The sequence below is a fragment of the Rickettsia rickettsii genome, assembly GCF_001951015.1.
Lineage (GTDB): Bacteria > Pseudomonadota > Alphaproteobacteria > Rickettsiales > Rickettsiaceae > Rickettsia > Rickettsia rickettsii.
Genome location: NZ_CP018914.1, coordinates 366,294 through 392,369, shown reverse-complemented (window position 1 = coordinate 392,369; position 26,076 = coordinate 366,294). Strand labels below are relative to the sequence as shown.

Below are 26,076 nucleotides of genomic sequence, written 5' to 3'. Positions count from 1 at the left end.
TTAAAGTGTTTATTGTCATTGTTGCGTGGATCGATTTTTCCGTCATTGCAAGGAATTTGCATAGCAATTGTACGTCCGCAATCTCAGGAGTTTGTATTATTTCATAAGATTGCCACGCAGCCTACGGCTTGCTCGCAATGACATATCCACGCAGAAATGACATCGATTAAAATCTTGCCATGTAATTACTATTTTTCTTAGGGTAGTAAAATTTAATTACATATACTAAATCCCTTTCGTTACCCATCATAAGTTCCGTAGAAGCGATATCAAATTCATATATTCTTTTATTAGTTATAATAGTCATATTTGTACGAATATCTTTTTCAAGAGGCTTAATAAATAATCTATTTGCCAAAGGAGTTATTTTCCAAGCATAAGCATCCCCAAGAATTATATTTTGGACTTCTTCGTTTTTAGCAAATTCTATATGTGATTGAAAGCCAAAATGCAAAACTAATAAATAAACTTCATTTGGATTATATATATAAGTTTTTATCCTATTATCTTTAGTTATAGATAAATCATCTACATAATTATTACTACTATTACATGGAGCATCTACAAGTGGACATTCTCGTTGTACTGTAAAACCGCTTAATAATATAAAAACTAAAAAATAAAATCTAACTATTGTCATCGTCTACCCTATATCCGTTCACTTGAAACCCTACCGGATTTACATCAAGTTCTGAATCTGTTAATTGCATAGGCACATAAGCATAACTTACTACCGCTATTTTATTATAAACTAATTGGTTTCCTGATGTTTCATTTACGGAAAATCTAACTATATATTTATCTGCTGCGATTTTTGACCATGATTTTATTACTAAAAATGTAGTATTTGCTTCTTTATATTTTAAAGTAGGATCAAAATCTTTATTTCTTATATAGCCAAGATAATTGTAATAAACACTGCTTGTTGAAAATAATCTTATTGTCGTACGAGCTATCGTTGCAAAATCAACCGGATTATATGTTTCCCGTGCCGTTATGTATTTCTTTATAAAATACCTTGTAAGAGACTCATCCGCCGTTAACACTGGTGATGAAATAGGTTCTACCACTGAGGCACGTCCGGTATTACTATTAAGCTGAATAACAAAAGGCTCAAACTGTTTAGATTTCACTACAAAGGCTATTACTAAAGTTGCTATAACCATAAAAATGGTTAGTAGTATTATTAATATGATAAGCAAGTTACGTTGAACAAGTAACTTATCAGATCGCTCTTCATACCAATTCTGAGTCATTTTTAAAGGATTAGCCGATTTAATACTTTCTTGCGTTTGTGTATCTCCTGAACCGCTTTGCGAGTTATTACTTGATTTAAAGAAGCCAAATATATTATTCATATCAAAGGTATTTTTCTTATTACATTGTTATTGTGTAAAACTATTACTTTTATACTATATTTACTGAATTAACAGGTCTTCTTATACAAGGATTTACGCTTACACTCGAACCATCATCTATATCAGCAGAAACGCACGGGCTTTTAATTTCATAAGGAGCTGAAGGGGTACATGACAACAATTGAGCAAGCATAATTAATACTAATAGAAGCTTTAATGATTTTAACATTCTAATTATACATTATTAAATTATCTTGTTACTATTTTAAAATTACCTTACTATACAATAGTTCACAAGCATTTTTTAAAAAAATCTATTTATAAATATAAAAAAATATTAAAAAGATTGTAAACGATTATACTCTGAAGTAAATAAATAGTAGTTATACGAAGTTCAGCTTAGGAGAAGAGCGTATACTTAATACGTGGCTACCTGCGGACTTATAAAGACATTGTCGCCAATTTTTCAAGTGGGATGAGTATAACATAATAACTACCATCAATAATTGTTATTGTATAATTTTAATTTATAATTTATTTATTTTAATTTTAAAGTTAAACAATATTTGGTATTGTAGCAACAATATAAACTTATTTTATAGCTTAAATAACATTAAATTCAATCATAATCATATTATAATAATTATGATAGAGTGTTAAAACAGAATAAAATGAGATATTAATCTAGTAATTATGGACCCATTAACCAACGCAATACAAGAATATATAAAATCCGGCGAATATTTTATTGATGCAAGAAAATGGTATAATTTTAAGTATATCTTACCGTTCAGTCATAGAAGTCTTCTGCTTTTAATATGCACGATTTTTACCTTATTATTAACCTTAGTTTGTATAAATATCAACATATTGCTTCCTATAAATAAAAAAGTAAATTATTTAATAAAAGATGATGCCGAAAAACAAGCTGCCATTACTAATACTAAACATTCAACATTAGTAAAGCCTTATACCTCTATTGCAAATATTATGCTTCAGAATTATGTAAACCAACGAGAAGAATACAATTACGATATATTAAAAGAACAATTTACCTTTATCAAAAATGCTTCTACGCGTATTGTGTATATGCAATTTGCTAATTTTATGAATATTGATAACCCATTATCACCGGTCATAAGATATCAAAAACTATATAGACGCTCAATTAATATATTATCAATTAAAAATATAAACGATAACGAGGCAGTTGTTACTTTTGAATCACTGGCAAAAAATAGTACGGGTGCAATTTTAGAAAATATGGTATGGGAAGCAAGAATCGGATTTATAATGGATTCTATCAGTACCAATACATCACCTGATATGCCGTTCAATTTTACCGTTACTAGTTACAAGCTAAAGTTATTAAGGAATAAAAATCAGAAATAATATGAAGCAACTAATAATATTTTGTACTTTTATAATACTTACATTAGATGTATTGGCTCTTACTGTATCACGACCTCTAGGTCGAGACCCACGTCTCAGAGTTATGACTTATAACCCTGACGATGTTTTCAAATTCACAGGATATTACGGCTATCAAGCAAGTATAGAACTAGCAAGAGACGAGGAAATAGTAAGTATTTCTATGGGAGATACTACTTCATGGCAAATAGTACCTGCCGGTCATAGGATTTTTATTAAACCGATGGAACCGGATGCTACTACTAATATGACTTTAATTACTAATAAACGGACGTACTTCTTTGAACTATATGCCGCCGAAACTCTTGATATGCGTGATCCTGAAATGGTCTTTAACGTAAAGTTTCTTTATCCGGATGACGAAAATGACAATATGAGCGGTCATATGCAAACTTTTTCTGCTACCCTAGCAAGTCCCGACCTGACTCATCCTGAAAAATATAACTTTAATTACTATATTAGCGGCAGCGAAGAAATAGCTCCTATTAAAATTTTTGATGACGGCGAGTTTACTTATCTGCAATTTAGAGATAAAAACGCTGAAATTTCCGGTATTTTTGCTGTAGATGATTCACTTCGAGAATCTTTAGTAAATTATCGCCTTGCTCAAGATAATCCTAATATGGTGATCCTTGAACAGGTTTTTCCTAAGCTCGCTATACGTAAGGGCAAAAAAGTCACATGCGTATTTAATCAGTCTTTCAAAGCGTATTAATGTCTACCAACGTCACTGCGGCAATGATGATGAAACTGATTCACGTAACAATACTTTTCTTACAATAACAATATAATTATGCATAATTTAATATATTTCTTTGCCTTGATCTTACTCACTAGCGGCTTATTTATAATGCTTACAAGTCGTAATTATATTCATAAAATTATCGGGCTTGGAATCTTTCAAAGTTCGGTGTTAGTATTGTATGTAAGTATCGGAAAAATTAAAACAGGCGGTGTACCTATTTTCCAAGAGGGCATCACTACTTACACTAGCCCTTTGCCTCATGTATTAATGCTAACTGCTATAGTAGTTGGGTTTGCTACTCTTAGCGTAGCTTTAAGTTTAATATATCAAATTTATAAACATTGTGGTACAATATCAGAAAATGAAATTAATTTTGATAAATGATTCTAGCTCACCATGTCCCTATCATACAAATATTATTCCCTTTATTTGGGGCTTTACTCTCAATAATATCTTTTCGCTTTATTACCTTTGCACGAATAATTACTACGATTTGTATTTTATCTAGCCTTTTGGTCAGTGTTTATGGATATAGCATTATACAAAATACGGAGCTATCTTACACCATGGGAGGATGGACTTCAAAAATAGGAATAGAATATCGGCTAAATGCACTAAACCAAGCTATTATTGTTTATCTTAACTTGGTTTTATTATTCTTTTTAGTTTTTTGTCATAAGATTACTAATCAAACTATCTTAAAATATATAAACAATAATAGAAAATCTTTATTTTACGGTATATTATTATTCGCTCATACGGGCTATTTAGGGATGATGGCTACTCACGATTTTTTTAATCTATATATATTTATAGAGATTTCGGCACTTAGTAGCTATGTACTGATAGCCTCAGGTAATAATCCAAAATCTTTAATCGGAGCGTTTGATTATTTGATAATAGGTAGTATTGGTGCAACTCTTATTCTTATATCTATAGGATTTTTGCTAAGCATTACGGGTAGTTTGAATATGGCAGAAATTGCAGCGTATTTACAAGCACATACTAATTCCCGTATAATCACTATAGCTATCGGTTTTTTCTTAATAGGTGCTATTTTAAAAACAGCTTTTTTCCCTATGCATTTTTGGATGATGAGAGCTTATAATAACACGGCTTCAGTTATTTTAGTATATTTAGCAGGGATTTCTACTATAATAGGAATATATATAATATATAAATTTACTTATATTATTATAGGCTATGAGACAATTAAAACGGCTATTACAAATTTTATAAAACCTATCGCTTTAGCTACTCTTATTATAGCTCCATATTTTGCTTACCAAACAAAAGATTTCAAGAATATTATAATTTATTCATGTTGCACTCAAATAGGTTACGTATTTTTATTATACGTAACCGAAAACGGTATAATAGTTTTACCAAGTTTATTACTTGCGGATAGTATAAATAAAATAGCTCTTTTCTTGATAGATGCTTATAATGGAAGCTATAAAAGAGAGCCTAACAAAGTTTTAATAATAATTGCTATTATGTGCAGCTGTGGCTTACCTATCAGTCCATTATTTTTTATCAAAGTAAATATTCTTGAATTATTATTAACACAAAATCTACTATTAGATTTTATTATAATTTTACTTAGCTCCGTAGGATCGTTATTTTACCATTATAAAATGGTACTATTGTCATTCCCGCGAAAGCGGGAATCCAGTAATTAAAAAATATAAACACAGTAAGTTTTTAAAACTAAAAGCACGATTTATCTCGCTTTTTCTGGATTTCCCCACTTTTAGCTAGGCATGACATAGAAAACCATACAGGTAATGCTTTAACCATACTATCAAAAAAAGTATAACAGCTTATCATGATTACACAATTTACTACTCCGAGTCTTTTGATTCTATCAACTTTGCTAGTTGGTGCATTAAACTTAACTAGCCCGTATGCCACTCAAAAAGATAGCTTTATACGTAATTTTTTACTTATTACTATCGCTATTTTTTTCTTCGGTAATATTTTAATTATAGACGGGTTGTTTTTAAAAGGTATTAGAGCAGGGTTTGAATTTAATATATGCGGTAATTACTCTATAGGATTCCATCTTGAACCTTTAGGGCTTATTTTCTTAAGTTTAATAGGCTTTTTATGGATTTGTGCTTTACTTTACACTCCTAAATATCTTGCTATTAATAATATAGACTATTCTTCTAGATTCTTATTTTTCTTTAACTTCACTATTCTAATCGGTGTTTTAATTGCTTTATCTAGCAACTTATTCACGATGTTTATTTGCTATGAGCTTTTAACTATTTCTACAGCGTTTTTAATAGGACATACCAAAAATAATATAGTACTTAGAGGGTTATATAAATATCTAAAAATTCTGATGATTTCTGCCACAATATTATTTTTACCGGCAGTGATAATTATTTATACTAAAACCGGTAACGGAGATTTTGCAAGTGGGAGTTTAGTAGAAAATTATTTTTCCAAAAACCAGTCAATTATTTTATTGTTAATGTTTATTTGCGGTATTGCTAAAACTGCAATTTTTCCGGTGCATTCATGGCTTCCTGCTGCAATGGTTGCACATTACCCCATTAGTAGTTTGCTGCATGCCGTAATAGTGGTTAAAACCGGATTATTTTGTATTTACAAAATCCTATTATATATATTCGGTTTATCGTATTTACAAATGATATTTGCCGAGTTTAACTGGTTAATTTTTATACCGATAGTAAGCATATTTTATAGCTCAATCAAAGCCCTAGACACGGATAATATCAAAAAAATACTCGCCTACTCCACTATGAACCAATTAAGCCTTGCATTGCTTAGTGCTTTCATGTTAACACCTAAGGCACTTGGAGCCGCAATACTCCATTTAGTTTCACATTCTTTTACAAAAATCTGCTTATTTTATAGTATGGGCAGTATTTACAGTTTAAAGAAAGCCGATCAAGTACAGAATTTACATGGTACATCCAAAGAATTTCCTTTAATTTCTTTTATTATATCTATTGCTTCATTATCATTAATCGGTATGCCTATCTTTAGCGGATTTATTAGCAAATTCTCAATATTACTTGCCGCAAGCGAACAAAATCAAATCATTGTTATGATTGTCGTAATAGCTAGTAGTATATTCTCAAGCCTTTACCTGCTCAAAATATTAAGCTCTATTTATAAACCTTCTTTAGTAGAATCTAACGTAACAAAACCACTCCCCTACTCTATGCAAATTAGTATAATAATGTGCTGCTGTGCCATAACTCTTTTCTATTTTATTCAAATCTTAATCAGAGAATTTTTAGCTTATATTACATAAACATATTTACATAATCTACACATAATCATATAATATGTATACCGTAGATACTTCAAAAGTTGGAAGTCAAATAAGCAGTGCACCTACACAGCGTACAATAGTGAGCACAGGCAAATCCCGAAATTTGACGTACCAAATCTTGAAGTATCAAAGGTATAAATATGGTAATTATTTTTGAGGATAAATATGGCACAAATTATTAGAGCAACAGAATTTGTACGATCTTTTTCAGATATTATGAATAGAGTTTACTATAAAGGCGAAAGCTTTGACGTTCAAAAAGGTAATCATATCGTAGCAAGGATTACGCCTGCAGAAATCAAGCCTTCTGTAGCAGTAAGAGACTTAGAGGAAGCTTTTAAAAATGGTCCACATCTTGATCCTGAAGATGCTGATCAATTCATGAAAAATCGCGAAGAAATAAGACACAATACTAAACAAGATATTAAAAAATTGGTTGAAAGATGGGATTAATTATTGATACTGCTATAATCATAGCTTTAGAAAGAGAAAAGGTAAGTACTAAGCAATGGTCACCTTACGGTCAGACTTATATTAGCCCTATTGTGTTAACTGAACTATTAATAGGAGTAGATAGAGTCAAGAATGAGAATAAACGTATAAAATGTTTAGCTTTTATAGAATACGTAAAAAGTCTGTTTACTATATTACCTTTCGGTATTGAAGAAGTATATACATATGCACGTATTACTCATGATTTATACACACAACGTATAACTATAGGAACTCATGATATGCTTATTGCAGCAACGGCTATTACAAAAGGTTTTCTGATATTAACTCTAAATGTAAAAGACTTTAAAAGAATCCAGGAACTAGAGGTTTTAACAGTTTCTTCTAAGGATTAAAATGTTTATTCAAAATACCAAGTGTACATTTCCGCTTACTAATTTTGAGCTTATTTTTGATTTTCACCCACAAAATCAGCTAATAGCTCTAGCATTTCTAATTGTTACTGCTATCTTAAATCTTTATACAATTTCCCAAAATAGAAAATTAGAATGCTTAATCGGTAGTTTATACTGTTTATCCTCTATTATATGCGTATTTGCAGCTGATTTTATTTCCATGATAATCTCGCTTGAATTCATGACGATTTTTGCCTGCATAATTATTTTTTGTGACCAATTAAAGATAAAACCGGCACGTCAATATTTCCTCACTCATTTATTCAGCAGCGGGCTAATCTTAATCGGTATGACTCTTCTAATCCAAACAACAAGTAATACGACTTTTACTTCTTTAACGGCATCAGTAAATAATTTTGAGTTACCAGCAATATTCATACTTGCAGGTTGTTTAATTAATGCCTCGGCTATTTTTGTAAACGGCTGGGTGGTTCATTGCTATCCTATAGCTTCAAGTAGCGGTATTGTATATTTAATTAGTTTTACTACTAAAGTTATTTTAATTATCATTTTAAAATTATTTAGCGGTCTTGAGATATTAAAGTTTTTTGGGATATCAATGATCATTTACGGATTAGTATTGTCTCTAATTGAAAAAAAACTTAAACGATTAATATGTTATCTTACCGTATCACAGCTTGGTTTTATATTAACGGCTATTAGCATAAACTCTCCAAATATAGCTTATCTTATTACAAGCTTTATATTCATACATATATTATATAACGGATTATTTGCTTTATATTTCGCTTATATAGAAGATGAGTATGATATTAAAAATTACCAAGATCTTCAGAATACTCAAATTAATTTTATTTTATTAAGCGGATTTGTTATTAGTATATTGATCTATACATCTATACTGCCTATTAGTTCTTCTTATATTAAAGATGAAATAGCTAATATTTTAAACGAGAATAGTGTAATGCTATTTTCCAAGATAGCGACTTGTACCATATTATTTGGGTTGTTGATGGAGAGTTCTAAGTCATTCCCATCTCGCTTTATGTCATTCCTGCGAAAGCGGGAATCCAGAAATATTATAAAGCTTTTATTTTTAAGGTTTTTACTGGATTCCTGCTTTCGCAGGAATGACATAAGAACTATAACCTACCTCTCTTTCTGCATCATAACTTTATGCATATGTTTATTCTACCCTATTCAAATATCACATACTGCTAACTTTAAGCTAGTGATCCTTGCCATCTCACTGTTATTGGCTTTAATATTTAGAAAAATACCACGCATTTCGACAGAAAACATAAACCTTGACCTATACCAATATATTGAAAAATTTATATATTTCAGTATCGATAAATATAAAGAAACAGCAGACAATAACGAAGATGCGGCAGAATATCTTAATTTTAAGGTTATTTGGGATAATATTTTCAGTAAAATATCTGCTTGGCATAATCAACAAACTGCTATATTGATTGTATTATTCCTATTAATTAGTTTGATTTTAACACTACAATAATTCGATGTCATTGTTGTATAGATACCAAAATCGTCATTGCGAGAAGAAACTGTAAGTTTCAACGAAGCAATCTAGTAAACAATTCTGATTACAGAATTTTTGTATTATTTTACTAGATTGCCGCGTCGCCTACGGCTCCGCGCAATGACGATTTTAGGCATAACAACACAAAAAAATAAAAAAACATGAAACCACCAATAACAGACAAACAAAATTACAGCTTTGAAGTTCACGAAGCAACAATAAACGATGATTATCACTGGCTGCGTGATCCTAAGTGGCCAAATGTAGAAGACTCTAAAATTTTAGATTATTTAAAAGCTGAGAATCAATATACCGAAAATTTCTTTGCCGATCTGCAAAATGATAAGGAAAAGATTTTTGAAGAATTAAAAGGACGGGTTAAATTAGACGATGAATCGGTTTATGTTAAGAACAAAGATTATTACTATTACCATAGAGTAGAGGAGAATAAAAATTATCCGATATATTGCAGAAAGCATAATAATATGGATTCAGCAGAAGAAGTAATATTAGATGTCAACCTTCTTGCTCCAAATAGCAGTTTTACTGATGTTGCTACAGTTGCAATGTCACCTGATCACAATTTAATGGCTTATAGTGTTAATTTTACAGGTAATGAACAATACAATATCAAAATATATAACCTTAAAGAACAAAAATACTTACATGATGAATTAGGCAATGTACAGCTAAATCTCGATCGCTTCAGACAAGATGAATTTCAGGACAAGCCTGCGGAACGTACAAATGTACGTGAGCCTAGGCGAATGCCGCAAAATTCGCTTGTATCAAGCGATCGAGATTTAGCTGTAGCTCCTACTATAATTTGGCATGAACACTTAAACGGCTTTTTCTATATTACTATTAATGAGAATCAACGCTGGGATAAGGTAATGTTTCACCGTATAGGTGAAGAGGTCACTCAGGATAAATTAATATTCGAGGTCAAAAACCCTCTTCATTTTATCAGCTGCAAGAAATCAGCAAGTCATGAATATATTTTTATAAATTCAGGCGATCATAATGAAAATGAAATTTACGTAATTTCTATGCAGGATGATAGTTTTACGCCTAAATTAGTACGAGCTGCAGAAAACAAAATATTCTATGAAATAGAATATAATGGCGATTATTTTTATATTAAAACTAATTATAAAGCTAAAAATTTCCATGTTATAAAACTGCCGGTAAATAATTTTGAAAATACTAGCTGGGATGATATTTATATTAAGGAAGAACAAGACAAATATTTAAAAAGCTTTAATGTTACAAATAATTATTTAATCTTAAACTATCGTGACCAAGGTTTACCGCTAATTAAAATAAAGCGATTTAAAGATTTACAAGAAAATACAATTCATTTTCCCGACGAAAGTTTCCAAGCAAGTAGTTTTTCTACAAACTTTGAGGAAGACGATATCAGAATAGAGTACTCTTCTCTAGCAAGACCCAATACCACTTATAGCTACGATTTTAATAGCGATAAATTAACGATATTAAAGAGCCACGAAATACCTTCAGGCTTTAACCCGGAGGAGTATAAAGTAGAGAGAATATTTGCAGATAATGAAGATGTAAAAGTACCTATAACCTTGTTTTATAAAAAATCTTTATTTAAAAAAGACGGTTCAAATCCTTTATATCTAATGGGTTACGGTGCTTATGGCATCGCTATGCCCGTCAATTTTAGAAATACAGCAGTAACACTTGCCGATCGCGGTTTTATTTACGCAGTTGCGCATATTAGAGGTGGCGATGATCTAGGTCATGATTGGTATGAAGCTGCTAAGTTTTTAACCAAAAAAAGAACATTTGAAGACTTCATAGCCTGTAGTAGAGCTTTAATTAACAAGCAATATACAAGTAACAACAATATAGTAATAATGGGCGGTAGTGCCGGCGGTATGTTAATCGGTTACATACTCAACGAAAAACCGGAAATCTATAGAGCAGCAATCGCGCATGTACCGTTTGTTGATGTTTTGAGTACCATGCTTGACGAAAGCTTACCGTTAACTCTCTTGGAATATAATGAGTGGGGTAATCCGAAAGAGAAAGAATATTTTGAATATATTAAATCATATTCCCCTTATGATAACGTAAAAGCACAAAACTACCCTGCTCTATTCGTTACTTGCGGTATATCCGACCCACGTGTAGGTTACTGGGAACCTGCTAAATGGGTAGCAAAATTACGAGCACTAAAAATGGACAATAATCCCTTATTATTAAAAACAAATATGGATACGGGACATAAAGGTTCTGCCGGTCGTTTTGATTATCTGAAAGAGATAGCTGACGAATTAGTATTTATTTTTAAGGTGTTTGATGTTGAGGTTTAGTTAGCAGATTTGTGGCTGGAATCCTGTTATGTCATTCCTGCGAAAGCAGGAAGCCAGGAACAAGCGCAATAAATTGAGATTTTAAAAAGCTTTAAAGTACTGGATTCCTGCTTTTGCAGGAATGACATACAACACCTCTACTGAATACAAAAACAATGCATAAAAATTATCTAGAACAATTACAAAAATTACCGATTACTTTAATTTTACTAATTAGCTTAATTTGCTGTATTGGTTTCATTGTGCTTTATTCTGCAGCAAATAGTAATTTGCAGCCCTGGGCTTACAAACAAATTATAAATTTTTGTATATTCTTGCCTTTAGCTATTATTATTGCATTAATTGATTTACGCATAATATTTAGGTTATCGTATATCTTTTATTTGTGCGTACTCGCTTTACTAGTAGCCGTGGAGCTTTGTGGCTCAACTGCCATGGGCGGTAAAAGATGGATTGATATCGGTATAGTTAAGCTTCAACCTTCCGAACCGATAAAAATCGCCGTTGTAGTAATGCTTGCTAGATATTTCCATTCACTAACAATTGATGATCTTACAAAATTTCATAAAGTTATTATACCGATTATAGGAGTTTTAATACCGGCTTTTCTAATAATTAGAGAACCAGATTTAGGTACGGGAATGATTGTTTTAATTGTTTCGGCAATTATATTTTTTGCGGCAGGTCTTAGAATAAAATATTTTATAATACTAGGTCTTGCTGCTCTTATTAGCCTACCTATTGCTTGGAATATGATGTATGATTATCAAAAAAAACGGGTAATGGTTTTTTTAGATCCCGAACATGATCCGCTCGGTGCTAGTTATAATATTATTCAGTCTAAAATCGCTATAGGTTCAGGTAGCCTATTTGGACGCGGTTTAAATCAAGGTAGCCAAAGCCATTTGGATTTTCTTCCCGAACATCAAACTGACTTTATCTTTGCTACCTTCGCTGAAGAGTTCGGCTTTATAGGAGGAATGTTTTTACTAATATTATATTTTGCACTTATAACTATTTCTTTATTAATTGCCGTAAATTGCCGAGAGATTTTTAGTAAATTAATAGTAATAGGTATTACTTCAATCTTATTTACTCACGTATTTATTAATATAGCTATGGTTATGGGCTTGCTTCCCGTAGTAGGCGTACCGCTACCGTTTATTTCTTACGGCGGAACAATGATCGCATCCATGCTAATCGGCTTTGGGCTTGTGATGAATGCTCAGGTACACAGACATACCGCTTTAAACTAGTGCAATTATATTGACAAAATGGATAACATAAATTAATAATAAGTTGCACTTCACTTTCTGGTTTTCGTATAAAGCGAAATTTCCTATTGACTTTTATATAAAACAGTATAGATTTCTTTACAATTTAATTTTTTATAAAGAATTTATGCTCGGCTATGAGAAAGCACAAACAAGTTTAAATAGAGAACCAAAACAAGCATGAGATATTTTGTCTATTGGCACTTTTCTTGAATATTTTGATTTATATTTATATGTACATATGGCAGCAGTGCTTCTCAACGAGCTTTTCCTCAAGTTGATCCTCAGACTGCTCTAATCTATGAAGAAGCTGCATTATGTTCAACATATGTATTTAGACCGATAGGAGCATTAATCTCTGGTTGGCTTGGTGATAATATAGGAAGAAAATCAACTATAATAATAACTACTTTGCTTATGACTATAGCTTGTTTTATTATGGCAAATCTTCAGCTTATGATGAAATAGGAATTGTAGCCACATGGGTTATGATAGCATGCCTTATGGCACAAGGCATGTCCTCAATGGGGAAAGTAATAGGAGCAGATGTATATTTAACTAAATTTATTAAACCACCTGTACAATATCCAACTGTAGCAACTTTAGATAGTTTTTGTATATTAGGTGGTTTTGGAGCATTATGCTTAGCTTCTTTAGTTACTTCATTTGGTTTTAGTTGGCGTATAGCTTTTTTAATCTGTGCTGGAATCACTATAGTAGGAGTCATCGGGAGAACTTCGCTTAGAGAGACACCGGAGTTTGTGGATGCTAAACGATATTTAAGAAAAACTTTAGAACAAGCTAATATTGATCCTAAGAAGATAAAAGTAATATTAAAACTATTATAGCGTTTTTTTTATTAGATTGTACAGGTCCTGTAGCATTTTATGTATCATATATTTATTGTTAATATATTAAAAATACTGTTAATTATAGCCCTGCAGAAATTATTCATCAAAATTTATTTGTAGCACAGTTTAATTAATTGTTGTTTTATTTCATGTGCCTCTATATACACAGCAATTTTTACAACACTAATTAAACTTTCCGTATTTTTTCAGGTGATTTAGCACCTCAAGTTTGTAAATTATACATTCTGTCAAAGAACTTTATTAAAAAAGTATCATATCTTTTTTGTCTAACTAGCACATTCAGACCTTTCTCACTACTTATTTTTCCGTAAGGTTTTATTCTAGTTAAACCCTCTACGTGCTTTGCTACTTCTGGTCCAATAGTTATTACTTCTTCAGTCAGTGCTATATCTTCAATAGTATCATGCAGTAAAGCAGCTTGCAGCATAATAGCATTATAAAGCTTAGGAGCTTCTTCGGCTACAAACTCTGCAAGCATAATCGCTACTTCAATCGGGTGAAAATAATAAGGATCACCTAATTGACGTATTTGTAAGTCGTGATATTTGCGAGCGTAGTAGATACCTTTTGTAACTTCTTCTATATCAACAGGATTTTTTACTTTAGCATTTAAATATTCGATGTTGTCTAATAGTTTTTTAGCGTAAACGCAAGTTTCAAACTTTTCTTTCCAAGAGCTTAAATCTTCTATAAAAGTCATTTCTTATTTTTATTAATAATAGTTGATTACAATTAAAAATTGTAGTAATAAATTACTTTTTAAGCCTAAAGAAGCATAATAATTTTAACCTTTTGGTATTGAAGCAACTTCATTATGTTTTATTAGTGCTGTTATTGCTTATCCCGTATAAAGCTTATCTGCCAAAAACTTTCTTCTTTATATTATCTTCTTCTAAAAAATATATCACTTTTTTCATTCAATATATCATCACTGTTTGTATATAAAGATTCAATAAATAAAATAGAGTCCTTTAAAGCTAGTTGCACAGCTATATTATCCTGATCATGTCTTTCTATAGTTTTAGAAAAGCCCAAATTCTTTAACTACATTACCTAATTCTTTTATATTAGCTCGAAATCTAGTAGAATCAGAATGTGACATAGGTGTTTTTGAGAGCTTTATTATTTCGTTTCTACGTTCTTGTGTTTTAATAATAACTATTTTCTTTAAGTTATCGTCTAAATCTTCCATTCCAATTTTATTGCGAATAATATCGTTTATACTAATTACTTTATTTCCATGCTTTCTCTCATGCGTTGCTGCTACTATACTGCAAGCCAAATCTGTTAATATATCTATTAAGAAACTTTGCGTTATTAAACCTATACCTTTTACTAAAATTTTTATTATACCCTCTTGCTCATTAATATTATTTTTATAGTTTCAGCAATACAGCAAGCATTTATGATATTTTTATATTCCAATAAAATGCATTACAGTAATCGTATAATAATGGGCTTTCTTGTGCTAAACTTTCAATTTCTCAAAGATTTCTGCTTTTTGTATTGTTCCACTATAGTATTTTATTGTGGCTATCTATCTTAATTGCATAGGCATCTAATCTTTTATTTGCCCCAGCATCTAGTAATTTAAAATTACTGGTTTTCAACCTTATTTTTGCATCTTATTATCTGTTAACTGATTTTTTAAATAACATGCGGCTAAAAATTCTTGAATAGTTGCCCTCTTAGTTCTGTGTTAATTTCTGCTGGATAAATAGTGGCTATTTTCTTTAAATTATCCTCACCAAATTTATATAGGTTTATTTTATATTGTTCTGCTAACGGATCGTCTGTTTCTGCAAGTAATTTAGTTATAAACTCCTCTAAACTTACTATTTTGCTTGCTGAATTATCGGTTGTAAATATTTCATAGTTTCTATCTTCAAATATTATCTTGCCTTCTATTCCTGATGCTTTACTAACCGATACCGTAAAAGTAAAATTATATTTCTTTATACCATTTAAAATAAACTTACACTCAACTCATTTATCACACCGCTTTTTAATATGCTTTTACATACTTCTTTTAAAAAGATTTGTGTTTCGCTTATATTCGGTAATTCGTTAAAACTCGCAATAAACCATTCTATTACTTCAGGATTTTTACTTTTTTCATATTCTTGAGTGATGTAATCGGTTATTGTGTGTAGAGGGTTTGGGCGTCTATTTCTAAATATAAATCCTTAGCAAAATTTTGAGTTCTATGTAGATCAATTATTTTTATTAACCTATTAACTTGTTTATAACTAGCTTTATCAAATGATCTTAAATTTATTATATTAATTAAACTTACAGCAACTGCATACTTAGCATATCTGTCAACATAAGGGTCACTGAGTATATCTTTGAACACTTTAAATGCTTCTTCTACCGGTTTTACCTTTCCTAATTCAACTAAACTTAAAGCAGACTCCGACTTGTCAGAATTACTAAATAAATTTTTCAGTATTGTAGATGCGTCATGTGATATATTGGGGTTTATTTGTATTATCCAACCTAGGATTTTGGCGATTGTGAATTCAATATAATTACTAGGGTTATTAATTAGTGTATTCAATATTTTTAATGTCTCTTGGGCTAAACTAGGATTTATACGTACTGGTTCAGTTAAGCTCCAAATAACTACAATTTTGACTTCGTTGCCGGAATCGTTTAATACTTCTTTCAATATACTAAATATTGCTAATGTTAAACTTGGTACAATATATATTAACTATAAACTTACAACAGCCGTAACCTTAATATAAATATTAGAATCATTTAGTAGATCTTGCAGTGTATTTAAAGCTTATTGTTCATATATTACACTTAGCATTTCAGTTAAGCTTCTCAAGTAGCTTTATATAAAATTTCATTATTAGGGTTACCAAATAGTTATTCTGATTTTAAACATCGCACAGTATCAAATTTGACATAATTAGGCATTACGGATTAGTGTTTTCAATATGTTCAATGCTTCTTTTACTAAACTAGACTTTGCCTTTACTATTTCAACTAAAACTGAAACTGCCTCGTACTTGAAATTTTCTATAGGATCATTAAATAATGCTTGCAGTGCATTAAATTGCCTTGGGTGCTATATTAGGTGTTGTATTTACTATCTTAACTAAGCTTTTAGTAACTAAGTATTTGTTGTATAATTTTTTTTACCTGATTTAATATTTTTATATCTAAATTAGGCATAATATTAATTATTTCAATCAATATTATATTTATATATTCATTTAATACCTTTTTATTTAATAACTGTATTATTTTTTTAAACTTTCCTGTAATACTGTCTTATCTAATATTTGGGCTAATTTTTGTAATTGTTCATCTTTAATTTCTAATAGGCTTGTTAACTTCTTATAAATTTTTGTTTTACTGCCCCATTCATTTCTTATTTGCTAATCCTGTGATGATTCCTATAACTTTTTTCAATTCTTGAGGTTACTGTTTTAACAATCGCTTCCGATAAATAACCACTGTCTATTATATGTTGTTCCCAACCTGTAATATCTTTTAGCACAACTTCATCTATTAAATATTGTATTTGTTTTAAATTCGGTATTCTACTATCAAATTTTCCGTTAATGTTGCTTTGAGCTAATAAATGCATTAATAGTATAATCTTTCTTTCAATCCCTAACTCTAATATCCTATCCACATTACATGTTACAGCTTTCCAAAATATTGCTATTAACTCTTGATTATTTTCATTACTTACCATCCCTGCTAGACACTTCAGAGTCATTAGATATTTCGGATCGTTTCGATGCGCACCTATAAAATTTGCTGCTGTATATTTTGTGTTGTTATCTGCTAACTGATTTTTTAAATAACATGCAGCTAGATATTCTTGAAATGTTAAATGAATAAATTGAAAATTTTGCCCTTCTATTCTTAATAGCCCTTGTTCCGTCTATATCTATATATCTTTCTTGCTTTCGACTACTTTGTTCTCTACTCACTTCCCTGTTGCAACAAATGACTCATAAGCTATTTGCTCTAAAAAACTCATTTTGTTTTTTAAGTGATTATTAGCTTCAGTTTGATTTTAATATAAGTCGTTTATATAGTGAAATAATAATTTGTTTTTTTCTAAATGCCTATTATTAAGCCAGTTTATTATTTCACTATATAAACGACTTATATTAAAATCTTGATTACTGTTTTTTTTGAAATTTATCCCTTATTGCTTGAGCGCTCCAAACCAAACATATTAATGCAGTATTGATAGGAACTGCACATATTTCTTTTATTTGGCCATGAGTATCCAAAAAGATTTTTAATGGTGTTCCAAGCTCTTTATCATACTCAAAATTTTTATGTACATATTGCTCTATTCCCTCACTATAACCGCATTAGGACTAGAACTCATTACGACATTTTTATACTGAAATACCGAATCCATAATATCTCGGTAATCACGATTACTCTGTGATAAAAACGCTACCTCATCATAACCATCCAGTATTAATAATATCCTATCTTTATCTTGTATGCTTTTTATATCTTCAAGTTTTATATCGTTAGAATCTAAACAATAATGGACAAAACAACTTAGTATATCGTCATCTATATTAGTACCATAACGTACTATCCAGCTTAACCATTCCTTTAACCTGATTCTAAATACATAATCAAATTTGTTGTTCCATAGTTTTTCTTTTCCCCATTTATAAGATAGATAATGCATTAACGTGGTTTTACCTATTCCTGCACTACCGAATCACAATACTTTACCTATATCAACTTGCATTCTGTTTATTTTCTCAACTATATTTTTTATTTCTGAGGTACTTTTATTAGTTAGATTTCTGCGAAGTATCGCAAACTTATTTTCTTCATTTAGTGACTTAACTATATTATCAATTTTTTCTTCTTGAACTTGATAATTTTTATCAAACAACTCCCTTATCTTTTCTTCCGTATCTATGGCTTTAAAAATATTCTCTATTTCTGCCGGTGATGAGACAGCAGTAGATTTCGGTACGTGGGCTAGTCCTTTTGTCGGCAATAGTCCTCAAAAGGCACAAAATAATCTAAGCGGTTATAAATCTAACTCAACCAGCAGTACTGTCGGTTTTGATAGTTGAATAGGCGATGATTTCTTACTTAGCGTTGCTAGTGCATGGCAAACGAACTCTTACTACTGATATGGCACTGAGATTAGGTAAATATTTTCACACTTCAGCCCAGTTATGGATTAATTTACAAGCAAGATATGATTTAAAATTAACCTAGCGTAATGAATGGCCTCATATTAAAATCGTATTCGTACTATGGAAACAGCAAGAAAAGCTAGTTGATCATTTCCTAGCAACGGCAAAAGATTCAGGATGTCTTATGGCAATATCGATATCCTACATAAATCTTATTCTTATACTGTCGCTTGTACCAAGTGCATAAGGGTTAACTAACACATCTAATACGCCCCATTGCCTGACATAAAATATTAAATAATACTTTTTATCACGGAGTAATACATTATAAAAAAGGCAACAAATACTACCCTCATATTTACACGCCTATTGTTACTCAAGAATTATAGAACAAATAGAAAAAGTTTTTGCATCAATGTATATTGAGCCTGATTTATTGAGCAAAATAATTAAAAGTGTTAAAGAATCGGCAAAATATGAAAAAGATTATTATAACACAAGAATAACAGAATGAAATAAAGAGCTTATCAGTGTAAAAAATAGCCTTGATAAGCTTAGAAGTAAACTTTTAGACGGTATATTTACAAATGAAGAATACGAAGAAGATAAATATAAATTAACAACACGTCGTGATAAAGTAATGTTAGAGATAGCAGAGCATAATAAAGGTTATGATTGTTTTACGGACAAAATGATAGATGTACTAAATTTAGTTGCCAATGCACATCAATATTGTGTTTTGTCGAATGCTGAGGGAAAAAGATGCCTAATAAAAACTGTGTTTTCAATTAAATTAACAGGCAAAAAGCTTCACTTTATGCTGCATTCGCCGTTTGATTCATTCGTAAAGTTGTCAAAAATTGAGGGATGGCTCCCCGGGCCGGACTCGAACCAGCGACCGAACGGTTAACAGCCGTTTGCTCTACCACTAAGCTACCGAGGAACATTAGAAGCATCTGGAAGATTCAGATACTTCCTTATAACAAATCTTTATTATAACGTCTAGCGTTTTCTTTATATAAAATAAAAAAGTTTTATTCATCACCTATTTTTAAAGCTGCAATAAACGCAGATTGCGGAATTTCGATATTACCGTACTGTCTCATTCTCTTTTTACCTGCTTTTTGTTTCTCAAGTAATTTACGTTTACGACTTATATCACCACCGTAACATTTAGATAACACATCTTTACGTAGGGCTTTAATAGTCTCACGAGCGATAATACGACTACCTATACTTGCTTGAATTGCTATATCAATCTGCTGTCTCGGTATTAAATCCTTTAACCTTACGCATAATGCCCTCCCCCTTTGCTCGGCACGTGAGCGGTGTACGATTGTGGATAGTGCATCAACCACCTCTGCGTTAACCAAAATCCCAAGCTTAACAAGTTCGGAAGGTTCATAAACATCCATTTGCCATTCAAAACTTGCATAACCTTTAGAACAGCTTTTTAAACGATCGTAGAAATCGTAAACTATCTCATTTAGCGGTAATTTATAAATTATTTTAGCCCTATTTGCTATATAGCTATGATCAAGCTGCATCCCTCTCTTTTCCGTACAAAGCGATAGTACCGCACCTAAAAACTCATCAGGTACCATTATAGTTGCCTTAATCCAAGGCTCTTCCATTGATTCGATTTTTTGTAAATCAGGCAAATCTGCTGGGTTATGTATCTCTAAGTTCTCACCGTCCCGCATATGAATTTTATACACCACGCTTGGAGCGGTAGTGATTAAATCTAAATTGAATTCCCTACTTAAACGTTCTTGGATTATCTCTAAATGTAACAGCCCTAAAAAGCCGCATCTAAAACCTACTCCGAGTGCCGAAGAACTTTCCATTTCATACTCAAAACTAGCATCATTAAGGCGTAATTTAGCCAGTGAATCCTTTAGATGCTCAAATTCCGAGCTATCCGTTGGATAAAGACCACAAAACACTACGGGTAATTGTGGTTTAAAACCCGGTAGAGCTTGCTCACAAGGCTTTTTTTCATCAGTGATAGTATCCCCAACTTTACAATCCGCTACTTGCTTTATAGCCGCAGTAAAGAAGCCGATTTCGCCTGCATGCAGAACATCCGAAATATGTTTTTTCGGAGTAAAATAGCCAACATTTTCAACGGTATAAACTGAGTTAGTAGCCATCATTTTAATACGCATATTCTTACGTAGGTAGCCATCAATAACACGTACTAAAATAACCACGCCAAGATATGGGTCATACCAACTATCAACAAGCAAAGCTTTCAAAATATCAGAACTACTTTCTTTTGGCGGAGGTAATTTACTTACTATAGCCTCTAAAACTAAATCAATCCCTATACCACTTTTAGCAGAGATTAGCACAGCCTCACTTGTATCGATTCCGATTATATCCTCTATTTGCTGCTTAACCTGTTCAGGTTCTGACGCCGGTAGGTCAAGCTTATTAAGCACCAGTACAATCTCATGATCATTCTCGATTGCTTGGTAAACATTGGCAAGCGTTTGTGCTTCTACTCCTTGCGTACTATCAACTACCAATAACGAGCCTTCACAAGCAGCAAGTGACCTACTAACTTCATAAGCAAAATCGACATGCCCGGGAGTGTCCATTAGATTCAAATAGTAGGTGTTACCGTCTTTAGCTTTATATACAAGCCGCACGGTTTGTGCCTTAATAGTTATACCTCTCTCTTTTTCAATATCCATCGAATCTAGCACTTGTTGGCTCATTTCCCTAGCCTGCAAGCCGCCGCAATGTTCAATTAACCTATCGGCTAACGTAGATTTACCGTGATCAATATGGGCAATTATTGAGAAGTTCCTTATATATTTTTGATGATTCATAATTATTGTGATATAATTTGCATTTGTTTATTGTCTGTTATCCCGCGATCAAGTCGCAGCATGACACTAAACCACGATAATATATAACAAAATCGAAATTTATAACAGGAAAAAATAATGCGAGCTGAAATAGAAAATTATGTAAAAAAAATTGAGCAGTCTTTAGAACTACTTTGGAGGTCACTTTGACGTTGAAGCATCAACTGAAAGACTGAACGAGTTAGAAGAGTTAACAGCCGATCCTAGTTTATGGAATGATCAGGCTAATGCTCAAAAATTACTGCGAGAAAAAAGTAATCTAGAAGAAAAACTAAACGCTTTTAATAAACTCAAATCCAATTTAAAAGATGCTTTAGAACTTGAAGAAATGGCTGAAGCTGAAAACGATTTAGAAACACTTTCACAAATTGAACAGGACTTAAAAAATTTAAGCATCATTGCTGCCAAATTTGAAACGGAATGTTTGTTTTCAGGTGAAGCAGACGGTAATAATTGCTTTTTAGAGATTAATGCTGGAGCCGGGGGAACTGAAAGCCATGACTGGGCGTCTATTATGATGCGTATGTATTTGCGTTTTGCCGAAAGACTCGGCTTTAAAACCGAAATAATCAATATGATTAACGGCGAAGAGGCAGGCATTAAATCATGCACGATTAGGATAATAGGAAAGCGTGCTTACGGCTGGTTTAAGACCGAAGCTGGCGTTCACAGATTAGTGCGTATTTCTCCGTTTAATGCAGCCGGTAAAAGAATGACTAGCTTTGCAAGTAGCTGGATATATCCCGAAATTGATGATAATATAGCAATTACTATTGAGGATAAAGATTTAAGAATCGATACTTTTAGAGCATCGGGAGCCGGCGGGCAGCACGTTAATACTACCGATTCAGCTGTACGTATCACTCATATACCGACCGGTACGGTAACACAATGCCAAAGCGATAGATCGCAGCATAAAAATAAAGCTCAAGCTATGAAAATGCTTCAAGCCAAACTCTATGAGCTTGAAATGCAAAAACGTACTGATAGCGTTAACGAGCAGAATGCCGCTAAAACCGATAATAGCTGGGGGCATCAAATTAGATCATATGTTTTGCAACCTTATCAAATGGTAAAAGATTTACGTACCGATTATGAAACTTCCGATACTAAAGGAGTGCTTGACGGTGACCTTGAAGAATTTGTTTCCGCAAACCTTGCTATGAATGCAGGTGGTAAGAAGTAGTGAAAATCAATGAGCAATACTTTAAGTAATGAATCATATACTAATTTAATCAAAAATTTAAAACAAGAAATTAGCAAAGCTCGTATTAGAGGCCATTTAGCAGCAAATAAAGAATTGATAGTTCTTTATTGGCATATAGGAAAATTAATTTTAGTACGTCAGAATAAAGAAAAATGGGGATCAAAAGTGATTCAAAATATTTCTGATGATTTGTGTAAAGAATTTCCTAAAATGCAAGGATTATCATATCAAAACCTTTCTTATATGCGTCAGTTTTTTGCAGCATATAATAATGACCAAATTCTCCAACCGCCTGTTGGAGAAATCGCATGGAGTCATAATATTATTATTTTTTCAAAACTAAAAAATATAAATCAAAGAATTTGGTATGCACAACAAACCATCGAAAATGCTTGGTCAAGAAATGTATTATTTTTGCAAATTAAAAGTAACTTACATGAAAGGTCAGCGAAAGGTATAAATAACTTTTCCAATACTTTACCTGAGCTATAGTCCGATTTAGCCAGGTCGATTATAAAAGAACCGTATAACTTAGAATTTTTAGATATTCAAGGTAAAATAATAGAACGAGATTTAGAAAATAAATTGATAGATAATATTAAAAACTTTTTATTAGAGTTAGGACAAGGTTTTGTATTTGTTGGCAATCAGTATCATATAGAACTTGAGGGAGAAGATTATTATTTGGATTTAGTTTTTTATCACATAAAACTCAAATGCTATGTATGTTGTTATTGAATTAAAAACCGGCAAGTTTAAGCCGGAATATGCCGGTACACTAAATTTTTATCTTAATTTAATGGAGTGCACAATTAAAGATAATTCAGACAATCCTACAATTGGATTAATTTTGTGCGAAGAAAAACAAGGTATTACTGTAGAATACGCTATAGAAGGCATCCAAAAACCAATAGGAGTATCACAATTTAAGCTTACAGCAACATTACCTAAAAAGCTTGAAAAATTCCTGCCTACCCCTCAAGATCTAGCAAAGCTAAAAAGCGAATAAATTACTAAAAGTTATCTTGATACCATGGTCAAGCTTTGGCATGACCTTTTCATATTTCAATCTTATTATTTTTATCGCAACATGAAAAACGAGAAAAACTTTACTACTGCTATTTCTATATTTATTATAGCTATAGCCTCGATCTAGGATTTCAGAGTTATCAAAAATTTACTCAAGATAAACATTTTGAGCAGGTAATAACCGTAAATAATCTAGAGTTTGAGCCTGCTAATGAAAAAATCCACAAGACATTCTTATATCAAAATACCTATCAATTCCGATACTCAAAATATAGAGGCTGCAGATAAAGAGGATGGATATAATAGGATGAGGCGTGGCATAGATAGAGATTGCAAGAGAAGTAGCAAATAAAAAACTTGATAAGCAAATATCTAGCCTAACATATGAAGAATTGAAAAAATACGGACCGATGATTTTGTTTAACGGCGGAGCGTATGATAATAAATTACTACAAGAAGCGCTTGATAAAAATATTATTACCGATTATCCAAAAGAAAATTTTTATATTTTTACGCTGCCGGAATACCAAACCAATACCGGCGCGGACAATTTAACACTCTATATAAAGAGCATGAAAACGGTAATATTGACTTAAGCAATGCCGAAATTGCTATTGTTACTCATGCTTATCATTGTTCTCGTGTTAATCGATATTTTGATAACAAACCGAATTTTGACTTCTTCTTTATTCATAACACTAAACCTATAATTTTCTTAGTCGATCGAAAATTTGAAACCATAGGAGTAGATAATGAACTAAAGCATGAGCTAATAAAATTACCTAACTATATAGAGAAAGGTTTTGTTTCAGAAAAATTAAATGCTAATATTTAGCAATGTTTGATTAATCAATGACTATCTCTCTTGCTTCTTGTTCTTTAATCTCAATACGAGGTAGAATAATAGTAAGTATTCCATTCTTAAGGCTTGAAGAGATATTTGCCTTATCTACATCTTCATATAATGATATTACATAATTAAAATTTTTATTCATATAATTATCTGAATCATCAGCTTTATTTTTTTCTTCTATATTCCCTGTAATAAATAATTTATTACCGTTTACTTTAACCTTAATTTGACTTTTATCAAAGCCAGGTACTTCCATAACAATAATATACTGCTTATCTTTAGTAATAAAATTGCTTTTTATGCTATTAGATTCATAAAGCAGCAATCTATTTTTAAATAAATTATCAATATTTGTAATTTGATTATCTATTAAATCTGCTACCTGACGCAGTGGCGTTGCATTACCGGAATCATAATTCTTATTAGCTATTGCAATATTACTAGATAAAATCATAGCTGCTATAGACGGAATATATAATCTTACGCTCTTTAACATAAAACCACCATTAATTTTGTTAGTTATATATTTAAATATATAAAATTATCTATTTAAAATTCAAGTCTTATATTTCCATAATTTGCTGAAAGTACTCTGCCCAAAATAAAAACTAATAATCTCCGCAAAAATAGTTTGATCTTCTATGCCCAATAATATATCTAGATATTCAACTAGCAGAGCAGAACTTTTTAACGATTTATATTGAACATATTTAACTCCTCCATACATTGCAAAAAAGCTATAGGCAAGCACTGGTCTTACCGAGCAATTTAAAGCATCAACCCAACTAACACCTGATTTATAAGTGGAGTAAAGAGAATATTACTCTGCCATTTCTTGTGATATGGTCAGCTCTGTAAAAGTTTTAGACTGATTAAGTTTTTGTTATTAGCAATTTGACGGTCTAAAATATTTATCTCGTGTTTTGTGTCGTTAATATCTTTATATATTTTCAAAATTTCAGGAATTATTGAACTCATAAATCCTGTTATCGCCACAAGTAAAGTAATCATAAATACCTATCTATATAAATTTTAGGATAAGTATAGCAAAGATAAGTCATTATACTAAGAAAGAGGCAAAAAGGGGCAGCATGGACTGATTATTTATGTCATTTCTGCGAAAGCAGGAATCCAGTAAAAAATGATAAAAACACAGCAAACTATATAAAAATTTAGTATATAATTAGATTAAAAAACTAGATTCCTGCTTTCAC

At 31.4% G+C, this 26,076-nt stretch carries 30 protein-coding genes, 1 tRNA gene and 3 pseudogenes; 21 read left to right on the top strand and 13 right to left on the bottom strand.

The window, feature by feature from the left end:
• Positions 1-166 precede the first annotated feature (166 nt).
• From BTU51_RS02235 to BTU51_RS02225, 3 genes are read right to left on the bottom strand one after another with little or no spacing between them, the layout of a single operon-like run.
• Positions 167-640 carry a TrbG/VirB9 family P-type conjugative transfer protein gene (locus BTU51_RS02235; protein ID WP_012150599.1) on the bottom strand — a complete coding sequence of 158 codons (474 nt, stop codon included), beginning with the start codon at positions 638-640 and terminating at the stop codon, positions 167-169.
• Positions 627-1,358 carry a VirB8 family type IV secretion system protein gene (locus BTU51_RS02230; RefSeq protein WP_012150598.1) on the bottom strand — a complete coding sequence of 244 codons (732 nt, stop codon included), beginning with the start codon at positions 1,356-1,358 and terminating at the stop codon, positions 627-629. The genes BTU51_RS02235 and BTU51_RS02230 overlap by 14 nt, the downstream gene beginning before the upstream one ends.
• A 49-nt stretch (positions 1,359-1,407) precedes the next feature.
• Positions 1,408-1,587 carry a DUF2706 domain-containing protein gene (locus tag BTU51_RS02225; RefSeq protein ID WP_010977041.1) on the bottom strand — a complete coding sequence of 60 codons (180 nt, stop codon included), beginning with the start codon at positions 1,585-1,587 and terminating at the stop codon, positions 1,408-1,410.
• Positions 1,588-2,051: 464 nt separating this feature from the next.
• Here BTU51_RS02225 and BTU51_RS02220 point away from each other — a divergent pair, with 464 nt between their 5' ends.
• From BTU51_RS02220 to BTU51_RS02165, 13 genes and pseudogenes are all read left to right on the top strand, one after another.
• Complete coding sequence (locus BTU51_RS02220) at positions 2,052-2,750, top strand: VirB8 family type IV secretion system protein (RefSeq protein WP_012150597.1); 699 nt, start codon at positions 2,052-2,054, stop codon at positions 2,748-2,750.
• A 1-nt stretch (position 2,751) separates the two neighbouring features.
• A complete protein-coding gene (gene virB9, locus BTU51_RS02215; RefSeq protein WP_012150596.1) occupies positions 2,752-3,504 on the top strand; it encodes a P-type conjugative transfer protein VirB9 in 753 nt (250 codons plus the stop codon).
• Positions 3,505-3,582: 78 nt separating this feature from the next.
• Positions 3,583-3,918: a Na+/H+ antiporter subunit C gene (locus BTU51_RS02210; protein ID WP_012150595.1), complete on the top strand. Its 336-nt coding sequence runs from the start codon at positions 3,583-3,585 to the stop codon at positions 3,916-3,918.
• Positions 3,915-5,216: a proton-conducting transporter transmembrane domain-containing protein gene (locus BTU51_RS02205; RefSeq protein WP_012262296.1), complete on the top strand. Its 1,302-nt coding sequence runs from the start codon at positions 3,915-3,917 to the stop codon at positions 5,214-5,216. The genes BTU51_RS02210 and BTU51_RS02205 overlap by 4 nt, the downstream gene beginning before the upstream one ends.
• Positions 5,217-5,362: 146 nt before the next feature.
• The gene (locus BTU51_RS02200) at positions 5,363-6,826 is read left to right on the top strand and encodes a proton-conducting transporter transmembrane domain-containing protein (protein ID WP_012150593.1); all 1,464 of its coding nucleotides are present in this window, start codon (positions 5,363-5,365) and stop codon (positions 6,824-6,826) included.
• Positions 6,827-6,857: 31 nt separating this feature from the next.
• Positions 6,858-6,982, top strand: a pseudogene (locus BTU51_RS08115) (palindromic element RPE5 domain-containing protein); the annotation flags it as partial.
• Between the two features lie 30 nt (positions 6,983-7,012).
• Positions 7,013-7,300 carry a type II toxin-antitoxin system antitoxin VapB gene (gene vapB / locus BTU51_RS02195; protein ID WP_012150592.1) on the top strand — a complete coding sequence of 96 codons (288 nt, stop codon included), beginning with the start codon at positions 7,013-7,015 and terminating at the stop codon, positions 7,298-7,300.
• Positions 7,291-7,695, top strand: coding sequence for a ribonuclease VapC (gene vapC, locus BTU51_RS02190; protein WP_012150591.1), 405 nt, complete (start codon positions 7,291-7,293; stop codon positions 7,693-7,695). Before vapB ends, vapC begins: the two co-directional genes overlap by 10 nt.
• 1 nt (position 7,696) lies before the next feature.
• Positions 7,697-9,235 (top strand): proton-conducting transporter transmembrane domain-containing protein, encoded by a 1,539-nt coding sequence (locus tag BTU51_RS02185; RefSeq protein ID WP_012262294.1) that lies wholly within the window; start codon positions 7,697-7,699, stop codon positions 9,233-9,235.
• Positions 9,236-9,420: 185 nt separating this feature from the next.
• Complete coding sequence (locus tag BTU51_RS02180; protein ID WP_012150588.1) at positions 9,421-11,601, top strand: prolyl oligopeptidase family serine peptidase; 2,181 nt, start codon at positions 9,421-9,423, stop codon at positions 11,599-11,601.
• A 155-nt stretch (positions 11,602-11,756) separates the two neighbouring features.
• Positions 11,757-12,857, top strand: coding sequence for a rod shape-determining protein RodA (rodA, locus tag BTU51_RS02175; protein ID WP_012150587.1), 1,101 nt, complete (start codon positions 11,757-11,759; stop codon positions 12,855-12,857).
• Between the two features lie 243 nt (positions 12,858-13,100).
• A complete protein-coding gene (locus BTU51_RS09895) occupies positions 13,101-13,343 on the top strand; it encodes an MFS transporter (RefSeq protein ID WP_329517956.1) in 243 nt (80 codons plus the stop codon).
• Entirely contained in the window at positions 13,304-13,723 is a 420-nt protein-coding gene (locus BTU51_RS02165) for an MFS transporter (RefSeq protein WP_012150586.1), read from the top strand. Before BTU51_RS09895 ends, BTU51_RS02165 begins: the two co-directional genes overlap by 40 nt.
• 226 nt (positions 13,724-13,949) lie before the next feature.
• Here BTU51_RS02165 and BTU51_RS02160 read toward each other — a convergent pair whose 3' ends face one another.
• From BTU51_RS02160 to BTU51_RS09055, 6 genes are all read right to left on the bottom strand, one after another.
• Positions 13,950-14,438, bottom strand: a complete 489-nt coding sequence (locus BTU51_RS02160; protein ID WP_193385859.1) for an HD domain-containing protein — start codon at positions 14,436-14,438, stop codon at positions 13,950-13,952.
• Positions 14,439-14,768: 330 nt separating this feature from the next.
• Positions 14,769-15,029, bottom strand: a complete 261-nt coding sequence (locus BTU51_RS02155; RefSeq protein ID WP_014364544.1) for a hypothetical protein — start codon at positions 15,027-15,029, stop codon at positions 14,769-14,771.
• A gap of 858 nt (positions 15,030-15,887) precedes the next feature.
• Positions 15,888-16,418 carry a hypothetical protein gene (locus BTU51_RS02150; RefSeq protein WP_012262293.1) on the bottom strand — a complete coding sequence of 177 codons (531 nt, stop codon included), beginning with the start codon at positions 16,416-16,418 and terminating at the stop codon, positions 15,888-15,890.
• 714 nt (positions 16,419-17,132) lie between these two features.
• On the bottom strand, positions 17,133-17,486 hold the full coding sequence (locus tag BTU51_RS02140; protein ID WP_230453515.1) for a hypothetical protein: 354 nt from the start codon (positions 17,484-17,486) through the stop codon (positions 17,133-17,135).
• Positions 17,487-18,074: 588 nt separating this feature from the next.
• The gene (locus BTU51_RS09060) at positions 18,075-18,431 is read right to left on the bottom strand and encodes a hypothetical protein (RefSeq protein ID WP_162839889.1); all 357 of its coding nucleotides are present in this window, start codon (positions 18,429-18,431) and stop codon (positions 18,075-18,077) included.
• Positions 18,432-18,464: 33 nt separating this feature from the next.
• On the bottom strand, positions 18,465-18,752 hold the full coding sequence (locus BTU51_RS09055) for a hypothetical protein (RefSeq protein ID WP_230453513.1): 288 nt from the start codon (positions 18,750-18,752) through the stop codon (positions 18,465-18,467).
• On the opposite strand from BTU51_RS09055, the gene BTU51_RS09890 reads away from it, so the two are divergent.
• Complete coding sequence (locus BTU51_RS09890) at positions 18,682-18,831, top strand: autotransporter outer membrane beta-barrel domain-containing protein (RefSeq protein ID WP_329517954.1); 150 nt, start codon at positions 18,682-18,684, stop codon at positions 18,829-18,831. The genes BTU51_RS09055 and BTU51_RS09890 overlap by 71 nt on opposite strands.
• Positions 18,832-18,838: 7 nt before the next feature.
• Positions 18,839-18,979, top strand: a complete 141-nt coding sequence (locus tag BTU51_RS10145) for a HigA family addiction module antitoxin (RefSeq protein ID WP_014362313.1) — start codon at positions 18,839-18,841, stop codon at positions 18,977-18,979.
• Positions 18,980-19,765: 786 nt separating this feature from the next.
• Here BTU51_RS10145 and BTU51_RS02120 read toward each other — a convergent pair.
• Together BTU51_RS02120 and lepA are read right to left on the bottom strand one after the other, a co-directional pair.
• A tRNA-Asn gene (locus BTU51_RS02120) sits at positions 19,766-19,840 on the bottom strand.
• A gap of 91 nt (positions 19,841-19,931) precedes the next feature.
• Positions 19,932-21,734 carry a translation elongation factor 4 gene (lepA, locus tag BTU51_RS02115; protein WP_012150581.1) on the bottom strand — a complete coding sequence of 601 codons (1,803 nt, stop codon included), beginning with the start codon at positions 21,732-21,734 and terminating at the stop codon, positions 19,932-19,934.
• Positions 21,735-21,851: 117 nt separating this feature from the next.
• Between lepA and prfB the strand changes: the two genes are divergently transcribed.
• The 6 genes and pseudogenes from prfB to BTU51_RS02090 all read left to right on the top strand — a co-directional run bounded on the left by prfB (position 21,852) and on the right by BTU51_RS02090 (position 24,605).
• A protein-coding gene (gene prfB / locus BTU51_RS02110; RefSeq protein WP_155105197.1) for a peptide chain release factor 2 occupies positions 21,852-22,959 on the top strand; the annotation gives its coding sequence in 2 pieces (ribosomal slippage) (positions 21,852-21,920 and positions 21,922-22,959; 1,107 coding nt in all).
• Positions 22,960-22,968: 9 nt separating this feature from the next.
• Positions 22,969-23,472, top strand: a complete 504-nt coding sequence (locus tag BTU51_RS02105) for a DUF1016 N-terminal domain-containing protein (RefSeq protein WP_012150579.1) — start codon at positions 22,969-22,971, stop codon at positions 23,470-23,472.
• An 18-nt stretch (positions 23,473-23,490) separates the two neighbouring features.
• Positions 23,491-23,649: pseudogene (locus BTU51_RS09885) on the top strand (PDDEXK nuclease domain-containing protein); the annotation flags it as partial.
• Positions 23,650-23,664: 15 nt separating this feature from the next.
• Positions 23,665-23,989, top strand: a pseudogene (locus tag BTU51_RS02095) (PDDEXK nuclease domain-containing protein).
• Between the two features lie 231 nt (positions 23,990-24,220).
• A complete protein-coding gene (locus BTU51_RS08500; protein ID WP_012150577.1) occupies positions 24,221-24,361 on the top strand; it encodes a hypothetical protein in 141 nt (46 codons plus the stop codon).
• A 58-nt stretch (positions 24,362-24,419) separates the two neighbouring features.
• Complete coding sequence (locus tag BTU51_RS02090) at positions 24,420-24,605, top strand: hypothetical protein (RefSeq protein WP_012150576.1); 186 nt, start codon at positions 24,420-24,422, stop codon at positions 24,603-24,605.
• Between the two features lie 249 nt (positions 24,606-24,854).
• Here the strand turns inward: BTU51_RS02090 and BTU51_RS02085 are convergent, their stop codons facing one another.
• Together BTU51_RS02085 and BTU51_RS02080 are read right to left on the bottom strand one after the other, a co-directional pair.
• Positions 24,855-25,358 carry an Hsp20/alpha crystallin family protein gene (locus BTU51_RS02085; RefSeq protein ID WP_012150575.1) on the bottom strand — a complete coding sequence of 168 codons (504 nt, stop codon included), beginning with the start codon at positions 25,356-25,358 and terminating at the stop codon, positions 24,855-24,857.
• Positions 25,359-25,708: 350 nt separating this feature from the next.
• Entirely contained in the window at positions 25,709-25,873 is a 165-nt protein-coding gene (locus tag BTU51_RS02080) for a hypothetical protein (protein ID WP_230453512.1), read from the bottom strand.
• Positions 25,874-26,076: the final 203 nt, after the last annotated feature.